The following is an 18,748-nucleotide window of genomic DNA, read 5'->3' as shown; positions in this document are numbered from 1 at the left end:
TTGATCACCAACTTCGTGGACAACACCCCTGGGGTGTCCCACACCGTGGTGGTCTCCGCCGACGGCCTCCTTCTGGCGATGTCCGAAGGATTCCCCCGCGACCGCGCCGATCAGCTGGCGGCCGTGGCCTCCGGACTGACCTCGCTGACCGCCGGTGCCTCCCGCATCTTCGAGGGCGGCGCCGTCAACCAGACCGTGGTCGAGATGGACCGGGGATTCCTCTTCCTCATGTCCGTCTCGGACGGGTCCTCCCTGGCCGTACTGGCGCACCCCGAGTGCGACATCGGCCTCGTCGGCTACGAGATGGCCCTCCTCGTGGACCGCGCCGGCAGTGTCCTGACCCCGGACCTGCGCGCGGAACTGCAGGGAAGCCTGCTCATCTGACTCCCCCTCCCCCGGCCGGACGGTACTAACGGCCGGGGGACCGGAGCATTCGCCCCGGAACCCAGTACCACCGCCAGGCCGTCATACCGTCCCCCCACCGGCCGCCCCGTCAGACGGCACGCTGACCACTGCTGTCCAGCCCGGAGGATCAATGACCCCGCCCCCCGCCTACCCCGATGCGTACGGAGATTCGTACTCGGAAGGCGACCAGCCGCTGGTGCGTCCGTACGCGATGACCGGCGGCCGGACCCGGCCCCGCTACCAGCTCGCGATCGAGGCCCTGGTGAGCACCACGGCCGATCCGATGCACCTGTCCGGCCTGCTCCCGGAGCACCAGCGCATCTGCACCCTGTGCCGCGAGGTCAAGTCGGTCGCGGAGGTCTCCGCACTGCTGTCGATGCCGCTCGGTGTCGCCCGGATCCTCGTCGCCGACCTGGCGGAGGCCGGAATGGTGGCCATCCACCAGCCGGGCAATGGAGAGGCCGGCGGCACGCCGGACGTCACACTGCTCGAAAGGGTGCTCAGTGGACTTCGCAAGCTCTAACGGAAGCCCTCACGCCGCGGCGCCGCGCTCCACCACCTCCGCGAAGATCGTGGTGGCGGGCGGCTTCGGCGTGGGCAAGACCACGTTCGTGGGCGCCGTTTCCGAGATCAACCCGCTGCGCACCGAAGCCGTCATGACCTCCGCCTCGGCGGGCATCGACGACCTCACGCACACCGGCGACAAGACCACGACGACCGTCGCGATGGACTTCGGCCGCATCACGCTGGACCAGGACCTGATCCTGTACCTCTTCGGTACGCCGGGCCAGGACCGCTTCTGGTTCATGTGGGACGACCTGGTCCGCGGCGCCATCGGGGCGATCGTCCTGGTCGACACCCGCCGGCTGGCGGACTGCTTCCCCGCCGTCGACTACTTCGAGAACAGCGGCCTGCCGTTCGTCGTGGCCCTCAACGGCTTCGAGGGGCACCAGCCGTACACCCCGGAGGAAGTCCGCGAGGCCCTGCAGATCGGCCCGGACGCTCCGATCATCACCACCGACGCCCGCCACCGCGCGGACGCCAAGAGCGCACTCATCACGCTCGTCGAGCACGCCCTCATGGCGCGGCTCAAGTAGCGTTGTGCCACTGCCGTATCCGGGGGGCGGGCTGTGTCATACGACACGGCCCGCCCTTCTGGTTCATAACGTTTCGACAGACAATTGGCGCCAGTTGGCAACGGGGCGCGTTCGGCCGGTGCCGCTACGCGCACAACTCGCTCCATTTTTGCCGCAGGAAGCTCTTTATGTCCGATTTATGTCGGGCATAAGGCTCTGGGAATGGCCGCTTTCAACTGTTTGGAACACGGCCGTTAACCGTGCTGGAATTCAACGAACTAGCTAGTAGCACCGCCGAGAGGTTGTTGGTCGAGTGAGGCGAAGCAACACGAGCCCCGCGGATGAACCCGCGCGCGGCAACTTCACCCCGCCGCCGCGAGCGGCCGCGTCGCCCGTCGACGTGCCCGTGGAACCGCCGGTGAGCGGTGGGAGTGCCAGCAGATTCTCGCCCCGCAACTGGCGCGTGCCGACCCGTCTGAACGCCATCCTGCTCGTACCGGCCCTCGTCGGCCTGGTCATGGGCGGCTTCCAGGTGAAGGGCTCCGTCGACACCTGGAACGAGGCCAAGGACGCCGAGAAGATAGCCAGGGTCGTCCAGGCCTCCTCCGAGTACAGCCAGGCGCTGCTCAACGAGCGCGACCTCACGGCCGAGCCGCTGCTGAGCGGCAACCCCAACAGCGAGATCGTCACCAAGGCCCGCGGCACGACCGACGCGGCCAAGGTGAAGTTCGACCAGGCCGTCCAGGACATGCCGAAGAACCTGGGCCTGGAGCGGCGCCTGGACCTCTTCCGCGGGGACGAGCCCAAGCTCAAGACGGTCCGTGAGACGGCGTACGTCGCCGCGGCGGAGACCGCGAAGAAGAACCTCCCCACCGCGGCGGGCCCGATCCCGACCGAAGAGGGCTATGTGCTGGTCCAGCACTACCTCATGCAGTTCTCCAACGAGCTGGGCCTGGGCACCGGCAACGTGACCTCGTACGGCCGCATGGTCTACGCGATCCAGCTGGCCAAGGCCGCCAACTCGCTCCAGCGCGCCGTCGGCACCCACCTGCTGGTCCGGCCGAGCACGAACGAGGACATCCGCAAGAGCCAGCTGGTCGCCTTCTCCTCGTACGCCTACCTCGAGGAAATCGCCATCGGCGAGTACGTCGCGGCGGGCACCGAAGAGGACGTGAACCGCCTCAAGCAGGTCATGCAGAAGAAGTCCGACGAGGGCGCCGCCAAGCTCGCCGAGGCCAAGGCCAAGGCCGAGGAGGCCGGCGTCCGCTTCGTGCCGCCGCCCGTGGCAGCCAACAAGTCGGTCCTTACCGGCATGACCGAGGCGATAGCCAGCGGCGAGAACAAGACCAAGCTCGCGGCCAACGGCACCACGCCGATGGCCTGGCAGGCAGCGGCCACCGCGAAGTTCGACGGCTACGACGAGATCGAGAAGGACCTCCTCGACAAGGCCGTCAAGGACGCCGTCGCGGTCTCCGACGAGGCCCGCACCGACGCCATCGTCAACGGCGCCATCGTGGTCGTGGCCCTGCTCGCCGCCTTCATCATGGCCGGTCTCATGGCCCGCCAGATGGGCCGCGCGATGCGCCGCCTGCGCTCCGCCGCCTTCGACATCGCCGAGCAGCGCCTGCCGATGCTCGTCGACCAGCTCTCGCGCACCGACCCGGGCAAGGTGGACACCCGTGTCCAGCCGATCCCGATCGACTCCCAGGACGAGATCGGCGAGGTCGCCCGCGCCTTCGACCAGGTCCACCGGGAAGCGGTCCGGCTCGCCGCCGAGCAGGCGCTCCTGCGAGGGAACGTCAACGCGATCTTCACCAACCTCTCCATGCGCAACCAGTCGCTGATCGAGGGCCAGCTGACCCTCATCACCGACCTGGAGAACAACGAGGCCGACCCGGACCAGCTGGAGAACCTCTTCCGCCTGGACCACCTGGCCACCCGCATGCGCCGCAACGGCGAGAACCTCCTCATCCTCGCGGGTGAGGAGCCGGGCCGCCGCTGGGACCAGCCGGTGCCCCTCGTCGACGTCCTGCGCGCCGCCTCCTCCGAGGTGGAGCAGTACGAGCGCATCGAGCTGTCGGGCGTCTCCGAGGCCGAGATCCACGGCCAGGCCGTGACCGACCTCGTGCACCTGCTCGCCGAGCTGCTGGAGAACGCCACCACGTTCTCCTCCCCGCAGACCAAGGTCCGCGTCAACGCCACGCGTCTGCCCGACGGCCGCGTGATGGTCGAGATCCACGACAAGGGCATCGGCCTCACCGCCGAGGACTTCGCGGACATCAACCACAAGCTGGCCAACCCGCCGACCGTGGACGCCGCGATCTCGCAGCGCATGGGTCTGTTCGTGGTCGGCCGGCTGGCGGACCGCCACAGCATCCGCGTCCAGCTGCGCCCCTCGGGCGAGGCGGCCGGCACCACCTCGCTGGTCATGCTCCCCGACGCCATCACCCACGGTGGCGGTGGCGAGGGCATCCCGGACGACGACTTCACGGTCTCCCAGATCATCCCGGAGCAGAAGGCCCAGCAGGCCGCCCCGCTGCGCACGGCCGCCGAACTCGGCTTCGACGACTCCCGCTACGACCAGCAGGGCGGCGAGGGCCGCGAGCTCGACCCCGTCGGCCGGTCCCTCGGACGTGAGGAGCGGCGCGCCGCGCTGGAGGCCCAGGTCGGCTACCCGCACGGCCAGGAGCAGCAGTACGACCAGCCGGCCCAGGAGTATCCGGAACCTCAGCCCGAGCACGGCTACCAGCCGTACCAGGGCTACGAGCAGCAGCCCGAGCAGGGCTACGACGGCTCGTACGAGGCACCGGGGGCGCAGCAGGCGTACGAGGAGTACCCGCAGCAGGGCTACGCGTATCCGGAAGCCGGCTACGAGGACGGCCGGCAGACGGCTCCGGAGTACGACGGTGGCTACGACTCCCGGTCGCAGCAGGCCGAGTGGCCTGGGCAGAACACCTACCCGGCTGCCTACCAGCAGGATTACGGGACCGAATCGGAATCCCCGGCCGTCCCCGAAGCGGCGCCGGAGCGCGTAGGCTTCGACCGTCCGGGCGCCGCTGCCGACACCGGTCACCAGATGACCGGAGCGGGCCTGCCGCGACGCGGCAGCCAGCAGCAGTGGCAGCCGGCACAGCAGGAAGCGGAGTCCTCCGGATCCCTCTTCGAGCAGCGGCCGCAGCGTCAGCAGCAGCCCGCTGAACCGGAGCGGTCCCCGGAGGAGACAGAAGGCACCGCCGCCTGGCGCTCGCGCAACGACGAGCGCTGGCAGCAGGCCGGCAAACTCCGTGAGCCGAAGGCGGGCGGGGTCACCCCGTCCGGTCTCCCTCGGCGGGTGCCCAAGGCCAACCTGGTCGAGGGCGCGGCGGAGACGACCCCGCAGGGCGGCCCCCAGGTCTCCCGCGCTCCCGAGGACGTCCGCGGCAGGTTGAGCAACCTGCGGCGGGGTGTCCAGCAGGGACGCAGCGCGGGTTCTGAGCAGTCAAGTAACAGCTATGACCAGGAGCGTTAGTGTGAGCCCGATGAGCCAGGCGGCACAGAACCTGAACTGGTTGATCACCAACTTCGTGGACAACACCCCTGGGGTGTCCCACACCGTGGTGGTCTCCGCCGACGGACTCCTTCTGGCGATGTCCGACGGGTTTCCGCGCGACCGCGCCGATCAGCTGGCGGCCGTGGCCTCCGGACTGACCTCGCTGACCGCCGGAGCCTCCCGCATCTTCGAGGGCGGCGCCGTCAACCAGACCGTGGTCGAGATGGACCGGGGGTTCCTCTTCCTCATGTCCGTCTCGGACGGATCCTCGCTCGCGGTGCTCGCGCACCCCGAGTGCGACATCGGCCTCGTCGGTTACGAGATGGCTCTTCTGGTGGATCGTGCGGGCAGTGTCCTGACCCCGGACCTGCGCGCCGAGCTGCAGGGAAGTCTTCTCAACTAGCAGACAGGCAGTGCGTTTCGCGCCATCGCACCATAGGGTGCGGTGGCGCGGTTCCACAGGGAGTACTGCGTTCTTGGAGTCGGAGGAGGAAACGTGACAACACCCGGAGGTCATCCTTATGGCGGCGCTCAGCAGCCGCAGGGTGGGCAGCACGACCAGAACCGCTTCAACTTTCCCTCTGCTCCCAGCCGGCCCGTGCCGGAGCACAACCCCTACCAGCAGCAGCCGTACGGACAGCCCCAGCAGCCCCAGATGCCTCATCAGCAGCAGCCTCCGCGTGCCGCGCGTCAGCCGGCTCCGAAGGCCCACAACCCGCTGGTGCGCCCGTACGCGATGACCGGCGGCCGTACTCGGCCGCGCTACCAGCTCGCCATCGAGGCGCTGGTCAGTACCACGGCCGACCCCGCGCGGCTGCAAGGGCAGTTGCCCGAGCACCAGCGCATCTGCCGTCTGTGCCAGGAGATCAAATCCGTCGCGGAGATCTCGGCACTCCTCTCCATTCCTCTTGGTGTCGCCCGCATCCTCGTCGCCGACCTGGCGGAGGCGGGCCTTGTCGCCATTCACCAGCCCGGCGGCGACGAGTCTGCCGGCGGCCAGCCAGATGTGACACTGCTCGAAAGGGTGCTCAGTGGACTTCGCAAGCTCTAACGGCGGAGCGGCTCGCTCCACCACCTCCGCGAAGATCGTGGTGGCGGGCGGCTTCGGCGTGGGCAAGACCACGTTCGTCGGCGCGGTCTCCGAGATCAACCCGCTGCGCACCGAAGCCGTCATGACCTCCGCCTCGGCGGGCATCGACGACCTCACCCACACCGGTGACAAGACGACCACCACGGTCGCGATGGACTTCGGCCGCATCACGCTGGACCAGGACCTGATCCTGTACCTCTTCGGTACTCCGGGCCAGGACCGCTTCTGGTTCATGTGGGACGACCTCGTGCGCGGTGCCATCGGCGCCGTCGTGCTCGTGGACACGCGCCGCCTCGCCGACTGCTTCCCCGCCGTCGACTACTTCGAGAACAGCGGCCTGCCGTTCGTCATCGCCCTCAACGGCTTCGACGGCCACCAGCCCTACACCCCGGAGGAAGTCCGCGAGGCCCTGCAGATCGGCCCGGACGCCCCGATCATCACCACCGACGCCCGCCACCGCGCGGACGCCAAGAGCGCACTCATCACCCTGGTCGAGCACGCCCTGATGGCCCGCCTGCGCTAGCGGCGCCGGGCCTCCCCCGGAACACGCCGAAGGCCCCCCGTGTCGGACGACACGGGGGGCCTTCGCGTTGCCGGCCGCGCCCCCATGCGGAAGGCCCCGCACCCTGGAGGGTGCGGGGCCTTCTCGGCGCTCTCGGCGCGGCTGCTCAGCCCTGCCAGCTGTGCGGGGCGCGGAAGCCCGGGGTGCGCTCCAGGCGGCGCCAGCCGGCCTGGGAGCGGGGGGCGGGGACGGTCTCGGGGGTGGCGGCGGCACGGGCGAGCAGGATCGCGGTGATCGCGGCCAGCTCCTCGGGCGCGGCGTTGCCCTTTTCGACGCGCAGCAGGGTGTCGGTGCTCATCGGTGGCTTTTCTCCTCTACTGCGGCGGGTTGCCGTGCTTGCGGGACGGCAGGTCGGCGTGCTTGTTGCGGAGCATCGCGAGGGCGGACACGAGGGTCTCGCGGGTCTCGGCGGGGTCGATGACGTCGTCGACGAGGCCGCGCTCGGCCGCGTAGTACGGGTGCATCAGCTCGGCCTTGTACTCCTTGACCATGCGGACGCGCATGGCCTCGGGGTCCTCGGCGTCCGCGATCTGCTTGCGGAAGATGACGTTGGCCGCGCCCTCGGCGCCCATGACGGCGATCTCGTTGGTGGGCCAGGCGTAGGTGATGTCGGCGCCGATGGACTGGGAGTCCATGACGATGTACGCGCCGCCGTAGGCCTTGCGCAGGATCAGCGAGATCCGCGGGACGGTGGCGTTGCAGTACGCGTACAGCAGCTTGGCGCCGTGGCGGATGATGCCGCCGTGCTCCTGGTCGACGCCCGGCAGGAAGCCGGGGACGTCCAGCAGCGTGATGATCGGGATGTTGAAGGCGTCGCACATCTGGACGAAGCGCGCGGCCTTCTCGGAGGCCTCGATGTCCAGGACGCCGGCGAGGTGGCCGGGCTGGTTGGCGACGATGCCGACCACCTGGCCGTCCATCCGGGCCAGGGCGCAGATGATGTTGCGGGCCCAGCGCTCGTGGATCTCCAGGACGTCGCCCTCGTCGACGAGCTCCTCGATGACCTTGAGCATGTCGTACGGGCGGTTGCCGTCGGCGGGCACCAGGTCGAGGAGGACCTCGGAGCGGCGGTCCGCCGGGTCGCTCGTCTCGTGGACGGGCGGGTTCTCGCGGTTGTTGGAGGGCAGCATCGTGATGAGGTAGCGGACCTCGGAGATGCAGGTCTCCTCGTCGTCGTACGCGAAGTGCGCGACGCCCGAGGTCTCGGCGTGCACGTCCGCGCCGCCGAGGCCGTTCTGGGTGATCTCCTCGCCGGTCACCGCGCGGACCACGTCCGGGCCGGTGATGAACATCTGCGAGGTCTCCCGGACCATGAACACGAAGTCCGTGAGGGCCGGGGAGTAGGCGGCGCCGCCGGCGCAGGGGCCCAGCATGACCGAGATCTGCGGGATGACGCCCGAGGCCTTGGTGTTGCGCTGGAAGATGCCGCCGTAGCCGGCGAGGGCGGAGACGCCCTCCTGGATGCGGGCGCCGGCACCGTCGTTGAGGGAGACCAGGGGGGCACCGGCCGCGATGGCCATGTCCATGATCTTGTGGATCTTCGTGGCGTGGGCCTCGCCCAGGGCGCCGCCGAAGATGCGGAAGTCGTGGGCGTAGACGAAGACCGTGCGGCCCTCGACCGTGCCCCAGCCGGTGATGACACCGTCGGTGTAGGGCTTCTTGGCCTCCAGGCCGAAGCCGGTCGCGCGGTGGCGGCGGAGCTGCTCGACCTCCTTGAAGGAACCTTCGTCGAGGAGCAGCGCGATGCGCTCGCGGGCGGTCAGCTTGCCCTTGGCGTGCTGGGTCTCGGTCGCGCGGTCACTGGGGCCGCGCCGTGCCTGCTCGCGCAGGGAGTGCAGCTCGGCCACGCGCCCGCGGGCGTCCGTCGGCTCGCTCGGGGTCTGGTCCACAACGGTCATGTACCGACCTTACGAAGATCGCGATGAAAAACCTCCGTTCATTCCGCACAGTCTCAGGAGTCTTCCGCTGTCCGGCCCGCACAGTACGACCGGAGGAACCAAGGACTCCGCCAGAGGAGACCTTCGTCCTTTGTGCTTCTCCCACAAAACGGCCCGACACGCGGGTCAGATGTTGAAAATTGAACGGAATAGGTCTAACGTCGTCCCCGTTGAAGTCGTTGAAGATTCAACAGAATCTCTCAGGCCACTACCGAGGAGCACGTCATGGGCCTCTTCACCCGCCGCAGCCAGGACACCGCCACCGCCACCGCCCCCACCGCCGCCACGGCCGTGGACCCGGCGCTCGCCGCCCTCACCGGCGACTACGTCATCGACGCCGCCCACAGCAGCATCGGCTTCACCGTCCGCCACGCCATGGTCACCAACGTCCGCGGCAGCTTCGACGCCTTCGAGGGCGCCCTGCACCTGGACGGCAGCGACCCGGCCCGCTCCACGGCCTCCATCGACGTGACGATCGGCTCGGTCAACACCGGCATCGGCGACCGCGACGCCCACCTGCTGGGCAGCGACTTCTTCGACGCCGAGCTCTTCCCGCTGATGACCTTCCGCTCCACCCGGGCGGCGCAGCTCGGCGGCGACGCGTACCGCATCACCGGCGAGCTGACGATCAAGGACGTGACCCGCCCGCTCTCCATCGACCTGGAGTTCACCGGATCCGCCACGGACGTCTACGGCAACGAGCGCGTCGGCTTCGAGGGCTCCGCCGAGATCCTGCGCTCCGACTGGGGCCTGACGTGGAACGCCGCGCTGGAGGCCGGCGGTGTGATGGTCAGCGACAAGGTGAAGCTGGGCTTCGACATCTCGGCCATCAAGCAGGCCTGACCGGCGCGGCCGCGGACCGTCCGGGGGCGGCTACCAGCCGCCCCCGCCGTCGAATCCGCCACCGCCGCCGAAGTCCCCGCCGCCGAAGTCGGACGGGTTGAAGTCCGCGCCGGACACGTCCCCGCCCTCGAAACCGCCGCCCATCGTGCCGCCGAGGTCCGAGGCGTAGGCCGGGCTGGACATCATCGAGCCGAGCATCGTGCCCACGAGCAGGCCGGGCAGCATGCCGCCGCCGAAGTAGCCGCCGGCCCAGGGGCCGTAGGCCGGGCCCGCGTCGTAGTACGGGCGCGGCCCGTGCTCCGTGTCGACCGTACGGACCGCCGGGTCCTGGCCGTCGCGCAGCCGGACGGCGTCCGCCGTGCAGACCGGGACGGTGCGCGGGGCCCCGCCCGCCGGGGCCCAGGAGGCGTCTTCCGTACTGGGCCCGTGCCGCGGGTCGAAGAAGCAGGGCGAGCGGCGCTCGGGCAGCGGCCTGCCCTGACGGCGCGCATCGAGGGTGGCCAGGGCGAAGCGGCCGTCCTCCAGGGCCTGCGTGACCCCCGTGACCTCTTCCGGGTACCGCACGGAGCCCATGATCTGCTTGGCCTTCTCGTACGAGTCGAGCCCCTGCTCGTAGTCCTTGCGCATGGCGTCGTCCGCGCCGGGCTCGCCGGGGTGGAAGTCGAGGCGTTCGAGTTCCTCGCCGAAGGCCGTGATGTCCTCGTCGACGACCACGCTCAGGCGCTCGATGGCCTCGCGCCGGGCCTCTTCCTTCTTCTTGCGGTTGCGGCGCACCAGCGCGTACGCACCGCCGCCGCCGACCGCGGCCACCGCGCCGAGCGTGATCAGGCCGGCGACCGGAGCGCCGTCGTCCGCGCCGACGCTGCCCCAGGAGGCCGGGGCTCCGCCCTTGACCTGGGTCAGGGCCTGGTCCACGAAGTTGTCGAGCTGGGTGCCGGCGTCCACCGGCCCGCCGGTCTTCACGGCCTCGGAGAGGTTGCGCACGGCGTTGCCCGGCATGACCGAGCCGTCCGCGGCGGCGTTGAAGCCGTCGCCGAGCCGGACCGCGTAGAGCCCCGTGATACCGGTCTCGGCGCGGATGGCGCTGAGCACCTTGTCCTGCGGGAACTCCCCGGTGGCCGGCAGCACCGCGACGAACACCGGCTTGCCGGCGTCCTTGATCTTCTGGGCGAGCGCGTCCGCCTCCGCCTTGGGCAGCTGCGCCTCGGCCCGGGGATCGACGTAGACGGGGCCCTTCTTGAGGGCCTCCGCCACGGCGGCCACACCGGTGGCCGCCGACGCCTGCGGGGCTGCCACGAGGGCGGCCCCCGACAGGGCCAGCAGCAGACCGGCGAACACCGATCCCATTCGTACGGATATCAGCCTGGTCCTCATAACCATGACGCTACCCGAACCGGTACTTTCCTGTGTGAGCTGGACATAAGTCCCGCACGCCGAGTGCTGACGGCGGCTACTCGGCCGGTTCCACGCCCGCGTGCAGGAGGCCGTAGGTGAAGGCGTCCTCCAGGGCCTGCCAGGAGGCCGCGATCACGTTCGGGGCCACGCCGACCGTGGACCACTCGCGGACCCCGTCCGTCGTGGCGACCAGGACGCGGGTCGTGGACTCCGTGCCGTGCGTGCCCTCCAGGATGCGGACCTTGTAGTCGACGAGCTCGAACTTGGCGAGCTGCGGGTAGAAGCGCTCCAGCGCCACCCGCAGGGCCCGGTCCAGCGCGTTGACCGGGCCGTTGCCCTCGGCCGTCGCGACGATCCGCTCGCCCTTGGCCCACAGCTTGACCGTGGCCTCGTTGGCGTGGGTGCCGTCCGGGCGGTCCTCGACGATCGCCCGCCAGGACTCGATGCGGAAGTACTTGCGGGCCCGGCCCTCGGCCTCGGCGCGCAGGAGCAGCTCGAAGGAGGCGTCGGCGGCCTCGTACGTGTAACCCTTGAGCTCGCGCTCCTTGACCCGCTCCACGACCCGGGAGATCAGCGCGCGGTCCCCGCCGAGGTCGACGCCGAGCTCCTTGCCCTTGAGCTCGATCGAGGCGCGGCCGGCCATGTCGGAGACCAGCATCCGCATGGTGTTGCCGACGCGCTCGGGGTCGATGTGCTGGTAGAGGTCCGGGTCGACCTTGATGGCCGAGGCGTGCAGGCCCGCCTTGTGCGCGAAGGCGGAGACGCCCACGTACGGCTGGTGCGTGGAGGGCGTGAGGTTGACGACCTCGGCGATGGCGTGCGAGATCCGGGTCATCTCGGCGAGGGCGCCCTCGGGGAGCACCGTGCGGCCGTACTTGATCTCCAGGGCGGCCACGACGGGGAAGAGGTTCGCGTTGCCGACGCGCTCGCCGTAGCCGTTGGCCGTGCACTGCACGTGGGTGGCGCCCGCGTCCACGGCGGCCAGGGTGTTGGCGACGGCGCAGCCGGTGTCGTCCTGGGCGTGGATGCCCAGGCGGGCGCCGGTGTCGGCGAGGACGGTGGCGACGGTCGCGGCGATCTGGGCGGGCAGCATCCCGCCGTTGGTGTCGCAGAGGATGACGACGTCGGCGCCGGCCTCGTGGGCGGTGCGCACGACGGACTTCGCGTACTCGGCGTTGGCCCGGTAGCCGTCGAAGAAGTGCTCGCAGTCGACGAAGACGCGGCGGCCTTCGGCGACCAGGTGGGAGACCGTGTCCCGGACCATCTCGAGGTTCTCGTCCAGGGTGGTGCGCAGGGCGAGTTCGACGTGGCGGTCGTGGGACTTGGCGACGAGCGTGATCACCGGGGCGCCGGACTCCAGCAGGGCCCGCACCTGCGGGTCCGTGGCGGCCGCGCCGCCCGCCCGCCGGGTGGCGCCGAAGGCGACCAGCTGGGCGTTCTTGAAGGCGATCTCGGCCCGGGCGCGGGCGAAGAACTCGGTGTCGCGGGGGTTGGCGCCGGGCCAGCCGCCCTCGATGAAGCCCACCCCGAAGTCGTCCAGGTGCCGGGCGATCGTGAGCTTGTCGGCGACCGTGAGGTTGATGCCTTCGCGCTGGGCGCCGTCGCGCAGCGTGGTGTCGAAGACATGGAAGCTGTCGTCCAGGCCCCCTGAGCGCACGGGTGCCGCCTCTGGTGTCGTCGTCATGCTGATCTGACTCCTGTCGGATGAGTGGTTCCGGATGCCCGCCGAAGGGGGCAGGCCACCGTCACTGCCCCCATCATCGCGCGCGGTCCGCTCCCGGCAGGGTCGGGCCGGGAAACGAAAAAACCCCTCGCGGGTAGCGAGAGGTCTGCGCGCGGGTCCGAGGCACGGTGTCCGCTTCCGCGAAGGTTTTCCGCGGTTCAGCGGCCACTGGGGACCGGCGCGCTGCTGGCGATAATCATGAGCTGAGCAGGCACGCTCGCAGTGTGCCACACCGCTCGCCGCGGATGGACGGCGATCTCACCATGCGGGCACGGACCTCAGTGGTGCGGGGCGAGGGATTCCGTGAGGTACTCCCGGACGTGGTCGAGGATCGCGTCCCGGTCCATCGTCGGCAGGCCCACCGCCAGCTGGATGCTGAACCCGTCGAGCAGGGCCCGGATGCGGGCCGCCACGCGGTCGGGGTCCACCGGGCGGAACTCGCCGCGCGAGATGCCCTCGGCGAGCAGCGCCACCAGGTCGCGGTGCCAGGCGCCCTCGATGGCGGCCTGGCGGTCGCGCTCCTGGGGGCCGGCGTTCTGGGAGCGGTTCCAGACCTCCAGCCACAGCGTCCAGTGCGGGTCGCGGGGCCGCGTGGGCACGTAGAGGTCGACGTACGCCCGCAGCCGCTCGCTCACCGGGCCGCGGCGGGAGAGCAGCGCCCGCCGCTCGGTGCCCAGTTCCGACTCGCTCCACTCCAGGGTCTGGAGCAGGAGCTCGTCCTTGCTGCGGAAGTAGTAGAGGAGGTGGCCGCTGCTCATGCCGACCTCGCGGCCCAGGCCGGCCATGGTCAGGCCTTCCAGTCCGCGTTCGGCGATCGTGGCCATGGCGGCGACGAGTACGTCCTCGCGCGGGGGCGCGTTCTTCCGCGCCGCCCGTACCGGTACTCCGCCCGCCGCCATGGCCGCTCCTCGTCGCTCCGCGCCGGTCCAGGTCCTCAGACCTTCGGCTGCTGCTGGGTGATGCAGTGGATTCCGCCACCCCCGGCGAAAATCGTACGTGCGTCAACGAGTGTCACGGTCCGCTCGGGGAACAGTCCGCGGAAGATCTCTGCGGCCTCCTCGTCGCGAGGGTCGTCGAAGGAGCACAGCACGACACCGTCGTTGCACAGGTAGTGGTTGATGTACGAGTAGTCCACCCACTCCCCGTCCTCCTCCAGCACGGTCGGCGCCGGGATCTCCACGACCCGGAGCTGCCGGCCGCGCGCGTCGGTGGACGCCCGCAGGATGGCGGCGATGGTCTTGCACCGCTCGTGGTCGGGGTGGGCCGGGTCGGGCTGGGTGTGCACCATCACCACGCCGGGCCGGGCGAAGGCGGCGACGATGTCCACGTGGCCCTGGGTCCCGTAGGTGCCGTAGTCGCCGGCCAGGCCGTACGGCAGCCAGATCGCCTTGGTGGTGCCGAGGTGGGCGTGGATCTCGGCCTCGACCTGCTGGCGCGTCCAGCCGGGGTTGCGGCCCTCGCCGAGCTGCACGGTGTCGGTGAGGAGCACGGTGCCCTCGCCGTCGACGTGGATGGCGCCGCCCTCGTTGACGAGCGGGGTGCTGTACATACGGGTGCCGATCACGTCCGAGACGTGCCGGGCGATCTTCGAGTCGTGTTCCCAGCGGGCCCATTCCTGGGCGCCCCAGCCGTTGAAGGTCCAGTCGACGGCCGCCAGCTCGCCGGCGTCGTTGGTGACGAAGGTCGGGCCGATGTCGCGCATCCAGGCGTCGTCGAGCTCGCGCTCCACCAGCGTGAGCGGGTGGCCCTCGCCGGCCCCCGCGATGGCGCGGGCGTTCTCGGCGTCGCCCGGCGAGACGACGAGCGTCACGGGCTCGTACGCGCGCACCGCGCGGGCCACCGCGCCCCAGGCCTCGCGGGCCTCGGCGAGCTCCTGCTCGTTGGTGAAGGTGGGGTTGGGGCTGGGCCAGGCCATCCAGGTGCGCTCGTGGGGCGTCCACTCGGCGGGCATCCGGAATCCGTCGTTCACGGGCTGTGCAGTCATGGCAGGTATGTCCTTACAGGAAGTACAGGCGGTTCAGGGATACCGACTCGGCGGCTTCGGAGCGCAGCGGTTCTCCGTCGAGGGAGACCAGGCCGCTGCGCGCGTCCACATCGACCGCGCCCACCCGGGAGTTGAAGGCGACGGAGATGTCGGCGGCGGTGGCCCCGTACGAGCCGAACTGCGGCCCGAGGACCAGCGGTTCGCAGGTGTCGGTGGCTGCATTGGGGTCGCCGGTGACCCCGTACGCCGGGAAGCCGGACTTGAGGACCAGCTGCGGCTTGGCGCCGAAGAACTGCGGGCGCCAGAGCACGATGTCGGCGAGCTTGCCGACCTCGATGGAGCCGATCTCGTGGGCCAGGCCGTGGGCGATGGCGGGGTTGATGGTCAGCTTGGCCAGGTAGCGCAGGACGCGGGCGTTGTCGTCGCCCTCGCCGTCGCCCTCCAGCGGGCCCAGCTCGGCCTTCATCTTGGCGGCCATGGCGAAGGTACGGCGCACGGTCTCGCCCGCGCGGCCCATGCCCTGGGCGTCGGAGGAGGTGATGCGGGGGCGTCGAGGGGGCCGTCGATCGGGACCAGTCCGACCTCGCCCTCGCCGTGCGGGTCGAACCGTACGGACGAGCCCGCCGGCACGCACAGCCGCATCCCGTAGGCCGCGGCCCGGTCGAAGTCGAGGCGGGGGTTGGCCTCGAAGAAGTGGAAGTGGGAGGTGACGCTGACCGGTACGGGGGCGGTGTTGCGCACGCGCAGGTGCAGCACCGGCTCGGGCTGGGGGACGCCGGGGCCGGGCACGACCGCGCCGGGGGCGTCGTCGCCGAGCGGCCGCGCGCCCTGGATGGGCGAGGAGACCACCGCGAGCCGGGAGCCGTCGTCGCAGACGGCCTCGACGTGCACCTCGGTGACCACGTCGGCCACGCCCGGCAGGACGTCGCCGGGGCCCAGCACGGCGCGGGCCTCCTCGATGGCCTGCGCGAGCCGCTTTCCGTCGCGCGCGGCCTCGCAGACCGTGTCCGCGATCAGTGCGGTGGCCTCCGGGACGTTGAGCTTCAGCCCCCGGGCCCGTCGGGCCCTCGCCAGTTCCGCGGCACTGCGGAGCAGCAGCCGGTCGCGCTCCGTAGGGGTCAGCCGCACGCCGATCCACCACCTCTTGAGTCGATGGGTTAGAGCATCACTCTAACTCTTCATTTCCCGGCAATGAAGCATTGACCTGAGACCAGGCCTTGGGTCACATTGAGTGTCGCTCAAAGAACAGCGGAACCGCCCCCCGCCCGCCCCGCAAGGGAGTCCCCCATGCCCATCGAACAGCGCGGAGTCGACACGATCCCCGAGGAAGAGCGGACGAGTGGCCCCCGCGACCTGATCGCGATCCTGCTCGGCTCCAATCTCTGCCTCGGCGTGATCGTCTTCGGCTGGCTCCCCCCGTCCTTCGGGCTGGGCCTGTGGCCCTCCGTCACCGCCATCGTGACCGGCACCCTGGCCGGCATCGCCTTCACCGCGCCGCTGGCACTGGTCTCCCTGCGGACCGCCACCAACCTCTCCACCTCCAGCGGAGCCCAGTTCGGCGTCCGCGGCCGCCTGGTCGGCTCGGTCGTCGGCCTGCTGCTGTCGCTGGGCTACACCGCGCTCACCCTGTGGATCGGCGGCGACGTGATGGTCGGCGTGCTGTCGCGGCTCACCGGGCTGCCGGACACCGGTGTCTCGCGCGGGGTGATGTACGGGGTACTGGCCGCCTGTACCGTCGTCGCCGCCGTCTTCGGCTACCGGCTGCTGCTGCGCATGAGCAAGGTCCTGGCCATCGGCATGGTGCTGCTGCTCGCCGCCGGCGTCTTCGCCTACGCCCCCGAGTTCACCACCGCCGCGCCCCCGGACACCGAGTACCTGCTCGGCTCCTTCTGGCCGACCTGGCTGCTCGCCGCCGTCGCGGCCGGCCTCAGCGGCCCCGTCGCCTTCATCACCCTGCTCGGCGACTACACGCGCTACATCTCCCCGCGCCGGCACAGCTCCCGCAAGGTCCTCGGGGCCACCGGCCTCGGCCTGCTCGTCGGCCTGCTGATACCGCAGCTCTTCGGCACCTTCACGGCGCTCGCCGCCCGGGCCGGGGCGGACTACGCCGGGCCGCTGGTCGAAGCCGCGCCGTTCTGGTACCTGGTCCCGCTGCTCGCCGCGGCCGCCGCGGGCTCGGTGGGCAACGCCGGGCTGATGCTGTACTCCATGGGGCTCGACCTCGACGCGATCGTCCCCCAGGCCACCCGCACCACGGCCACCGTGATCGCCGCGGCCGTCGCCACGGTCTTCGTCTTCGTCGGCTCCTTCGAGTGGGACGTCCAGGCGGCGATGACCTCCTTCGTCCTGCTGCTGACCGCGCTCGGCACCCCGTGGGCCGTGATCACCCTCATCGGCCACGTGCGCTGCAAGGGGCGGTACGACGCCGACGCCCTCCAGGTCTTCAACCGCCGCTCGGTGGGCGGGGCCTACTGGTACCGCGGCGGCTGGAACGCGGCCGCCACCGTCTCCTGGGCCATCGGCGCGGGCATCGGGCTGCTCGCGGTGACCACCCCGTTCTACGAGGGCCCGCTGCTCGCCCTGACCGGCGGCGTGGACTGCTCCTTCGTCCTCTCCGGCCTGGCCGGCGGGCTCGTCTACACGGCTCTGACCGCGCGCACCGCCCCGGCGGCCGCCCCGGCCGAGGAGCCGGCGACCGCCTGAGCCGCCCCCCGGCGCCGTACGTACGAAGGCCCGCGCTCCCCGGATCGGGGGCGCGGGCCTTCGTACGTGAGTACGTGAGCGCGCGGAGGCTCCGGATCAGCCGAGCGGGTGCATCCAGCCATGGGTGTCGGCGGAGTGGCCGGTCTGGAGTTCCAGGAGGGCCTTGCGCAGCCGCATGGTGACCGGGCCGGGCTGCCCGTCGCCCTGGGTCCAGTCGGCGCGCTCGGACTTGACCGAGCCGACCGGGGTGATGACGGCGGCGGTGCCGCAGGCGAACACCTCGGTGAGGGTGCCGTCGGCGTTGTCGCGCTGCCAGTCCTCGGTGGTGATCCGGCCCTCCTCGGCGGTGTAGCCGAGGTCGCGGGCGATGGTGAGGAGGGAGTCGCGGGTGATGCCGGGCAGGAGGGAGCCGGTGAGCTCGGGGGTGACGATGCGGTCGCCGTACACGAAGTACAGGTTCATCCCGCCCATCTCCTCGATCCAGCGGTGCTCGACGGCGTCGAGCCAGACCACCTGGTCGCAGCCGTGCGAGGCGGCCTGGGCCTGGGCGACCAGCGAAGCCGCGTAGTTGCCGCCGGTCTTGGCCGCGCCGGTGCCGCCCTTGACCGCGCGGACGTACTCCTCGGAGAGCCAGACGGAGACGGGCTTGACGCCGCCGGGGAAGTACGCGCCGGCGGGCGAGGCGATGACGATGAAGAGGAACTCGTTCGCCGGGCGGACGCCCAGGCCGACCTCGGAGGCGAACATGAACGGCCGCAGGTACAGCGAGGCCTCGCCGGAGTCCGGCACCCAGGCGCGGTCCTGCTGGATGAGGGCGTCGCAGGCCTCGATGAACAGCTCGGTCGGCAGCTCCGGCATGGCCATGCGGCGGGCGGAGGCCTGGAAGCGCTCGGCGTTGGCGAGCGGGCGGAAGGTGGCGACGGTGCCGTCGGGCTGGCGGTAGGCCTTGAGGCCCTCGAAGATCGTCTGCGCGTAGTGCAGCGTCATGTTCGCCGGGTCGATCGACAGCGGCGCGTACGGGACCAGCTCGGCGTCGTGCCAGCCGCGGCCCTCGGTCCACTTGATCGTCACCATGTGGTCGGTGAAGTGGCGGCCGAAGCCGGGGCTGGCCAGGATCGCCCCGCGCTCCGCATCGGACAGCGGGTTCGAGGAGGGCTTGAGCTCGATCGTGGGCGTCGTCATGAGTGCTTGTCCTTCACCGGTTGTGTATGGCGGACCGCGCTCACGGCGTACTAGGACGTCCGAGCTTCCCCGCATTCCGCGGCCTCGCGTTCGATTATCGCGCGCGGAGCGGCTTCGGAGAAGCGGGGTAGCGGCCCAGGGGAGATGGTGGCACCCGGGGCCGCACAGGAAAAGCCGCCGGGTCCCGTATGTGACCCGACGGCTTCCTGGAGTGGTGCTGCCGGGTCAGCCGGCTGCGCGCGCGGCCAGGGCGTCGCCGATGGCGTCGGTGGAGCGGAAGGTTCCGTCGCGTTCGGCGAGGTCGGCGGTGACGGCGTCC

General features: G+C 70.8%; 18 protein-coding genes. 9 read left to right on the top strand and 9 right to left on the bottom strand.

Features of this window, described 5'->3' with window-relative positions:
* From ACFWP3_RS38800 to ACFWP3_RS38770, 7 genes are all read left to right on the top strand, one after another.
* A partial coding sequence (locus tag ACFWP3_RS38800; protein ID WP_384230964.1) for a roadblock/LC7 domain-containing protein occupies positions 1–384 on the top strand: 384 nt, incomplete at its 5' end.
* Positions 385–535: 151 nt separating this feature from the next.
* Complete coding sequence (locus tag ACFWP3_RS38795; RefSeq protein WP_007266775.1) at positions 536–928, top strand: DUF742 domain-containing protein; 393 nt, start codon at positions 536–538, stop codon at positions 926–928.
* Positions 909–1,502, top strand: a complete 594-nt coding sequence (locus ACFWP3_RS38790) for an ATP/GTP-binding protein (RefSeq protein ID WP_362310546.1) — start codon at positions 909–911, stop codon at positions 1,500–1,502. The genes ACFWP3_RS38795 and ACFWP3_RS38790 overlap by 20 nt, the downstream gene beginning before the upstream one ends.
* A gap of 292 nt (positions 1,503–1,794) precedes the next feature.
* Entirely contained in the window at positions 1,795–4,989 is a 3,195-nt protein-coding gene (locus tag ACFWP3_RS38785; protein WP_384230961.1) for a nitrate- and nitrite sensing domain-containing protein, read from the top strand.
* 10 nt (positions 4,990–4,999) lie between these two features.
* The gene (locus ACFWP3_RS38780) at positions 5,000–5,413 is read left to right on the top strand and encodes a roadblock/LC7 domain-containing protein (RefSeq protein ID WP_030037347.1); all 414 of its coding nucleotides are present in this window, start codon (positions 5,000–5,002) and stop codon (positions 5,411–5,413) included.
* Between the two features lie 93 nt (positions 5,414–5,506).
* On the top strand, positions 5,507–6,061 hold the full coding sequence (locus ACFWP3_RS38775) for a DUF742 domain-containing protein (RefSeq protein WP_384230958.1): 555 nt from the start codon (positions 5,507–5,509) through the stop codon (positions 6,059–6,061).
* Complete coding sequence (locus ACFWP3_RS38770) at positions 6,042–6,623, top strand: ATP/GTP-binding protein (RefSeq protein ID WP_037792108.1); 582 nt, start codon at positions 6,042–6,044, stop codon at positions 6,621–6,623. Before ACFWP3_RS38775 ends, ACFWP3_RS38770 begins: the two co-directional genes overlap by 20 nt.
* A gap of 145 nt (positions 6,624–6,768) precedes the next feature.
* Here the strand turns inward: ACFWP3_RS38770 and ACFWP3_RS38765 are convergent, their stop codons facing one another.
* Together ACFWP3_RS38765 and ACFWP3_RS38760 are read right to left on the bottom strand one after the other, a co-directional pair.
* Positions 6,769–6,960: an acyl-CoA carboxylase subunit epsilon gene (locus ACFWP3_RS38765; protein WP_361753263.1), complete on the bottom strand. Its 192-nt coding sequence runs from the start codon at positions 6,958–6,960 to the stop codon at positions 6,769–6,771.
* Between the two features lie 16 nt (positions 6,961–6,976).
* A complete protein-coding gene (locus ACFWP3_RS38760; protein ID WP_384230955.1) occupies positions 6,977–8,560 on the bottom strand; it encodes an acyl-CoA carboxylase subunit beta in 1,584 nt (527 codons plus the stop codon).
* A gap of 264 nt (positions 8,561–8,824) precedes the next feature.
* On the opposite strand from ACFWP3_RS38760, the gene ACFWP3_RS38755 reads away from it, so the two are divergent.
* Positions 8,825–9,442 (top strand): YceI family protein, encoded by a 618-nt coding sequence (locus tag ACFWP3_RS38755; protein WP_384230952.1) that lies wholly within the window; start codon positions 8,825–8,827, stop codon positions 9,440–9,442.
* 30 nt (positions 9,443–9,472) lie between these two features.
* Here the strand turns inward: ACFWP3_RS38755 and ACFWP3_RS38750 are convergent, their stop codons facing one another.
* The 6 genes from ACFWP3_RS38750 to ureA form a co-directional block, all read right to left on the bottom strand.
* On the bottom strand, positions 9,473–10,816 hold the full coding sequence (locus ACFWP3_RS38750) for a hypothetical protein (protein ID WP_384230950.1): 1,344 nt from the start codon (positions 10,814–10,816) through the stop codon (positions 9,473–9,475).
* A gap of 76 nt (positions 10,817–10,892) precedes the next feature.
* Complete coding sequence (gene cimA / locus ACFWP3_RS38745; RefSeq protein WP_384230948.1) at positions 10,893–12,521, bottom strand: citramalate synthase; 1,629 nt, start codon at positions 12,519–12,521, stop codon at positions 10,893–10,895.
* A 317-nt stretch (positions 12,522–12,838) separates the two neighbouring features.
* Positions 12,839–13,459, bottom strand: a complete 621-nt coding sequence (locus tag ACFWP3_RS38740) for a TetR/AcrR family transcriptional regulator (protein WP_384230946.1) — start codon at positions 13,457–13,459, stop codon at positions 12,839–12,841.
* Positions 13,460–13,494: 35 nt separating this feature from the next.
* Positions 13,495–14,544: an agmatine/peptidylarginine deiminase gene (locus tag ACFWP3_RS38735; protein ID WP_384230943.1), complete on the bottom strand. Its 1,050-nt coding sequence runs from the start codon at positions 14,542–14,544 to the stop codon at positions 13,495–13,497.
* 13 nt (positions 14,545–14,557) lie between these two features.
* Positions 14,558–15,022 (bottom strand): amidohydrolase family protein, encoded by a 465-nt coding sequence (locus ACFWP3_RS38730; RefSeq protein ID WP_384230941.1) that lies wholly within the window; start codon positions 15,020–15,022, stop codon positions 14,558–14,560.
* Positions 15,007–15,672, bottom strand: coding sequence for an urease subunit gamma (gene ureA, locus ACFWP3_RS38725; RefSeq protein WP_384230938.1), 666 nt, complete (start codon positions 15,670–15,672; stop codon positions 15,007–15,009). Before ureA ends, ACFWP3_RS38730 begins: the two co-directional genes overlap by 16 nt.
* A 159-nt stretch (positions 15,673–15,831) precedes the next feature.
* Between ureA and ACFWP3_RS38720 the strand changes: the two genes are divergently transcribed.
* Positions 15,832–17,247, top strand: coding sequence for a cytosine permease (locus tag ACFWP3_RS38720; protein WP_384230937.1), 1,416 nt, complete (start codon positions 15,832–15,834; stop codon positions 17,245–17,247).
* Positions 17,248–17,343: 96 nt separating this feature from the next.
* On the opposite strand, the gene ACFWP3_RS38715 is transcribed toward ACFWP3_RS38720, so the two are convergent.
* Positions 17,344–18,429 (bottom strand): branched-chain amino acid aminotransferase, encoded by a 1,086-nt coding sequence (locus tag ACFWP3_RS38715; protein ID WP_384230935.1) that lies wholly within the window; start codon positions 18,427–18,429, stop codon positions 17,344–17,346.
* Positions 18,430–18,748 lie beyond the last annotated feature (319 nt).

It is taken from the genome of Streptomyces sp. NPDC058525, from assembly GCF_042719495.1.
Lineage (GTDB): Bacteria > Actinomycetota > Actinomycetes > Streptomycetales > Streptomycetaceae > Streptomyces.
This window is presented reverse-complemented; position numbering and strand designations above follow the sequence as displayed.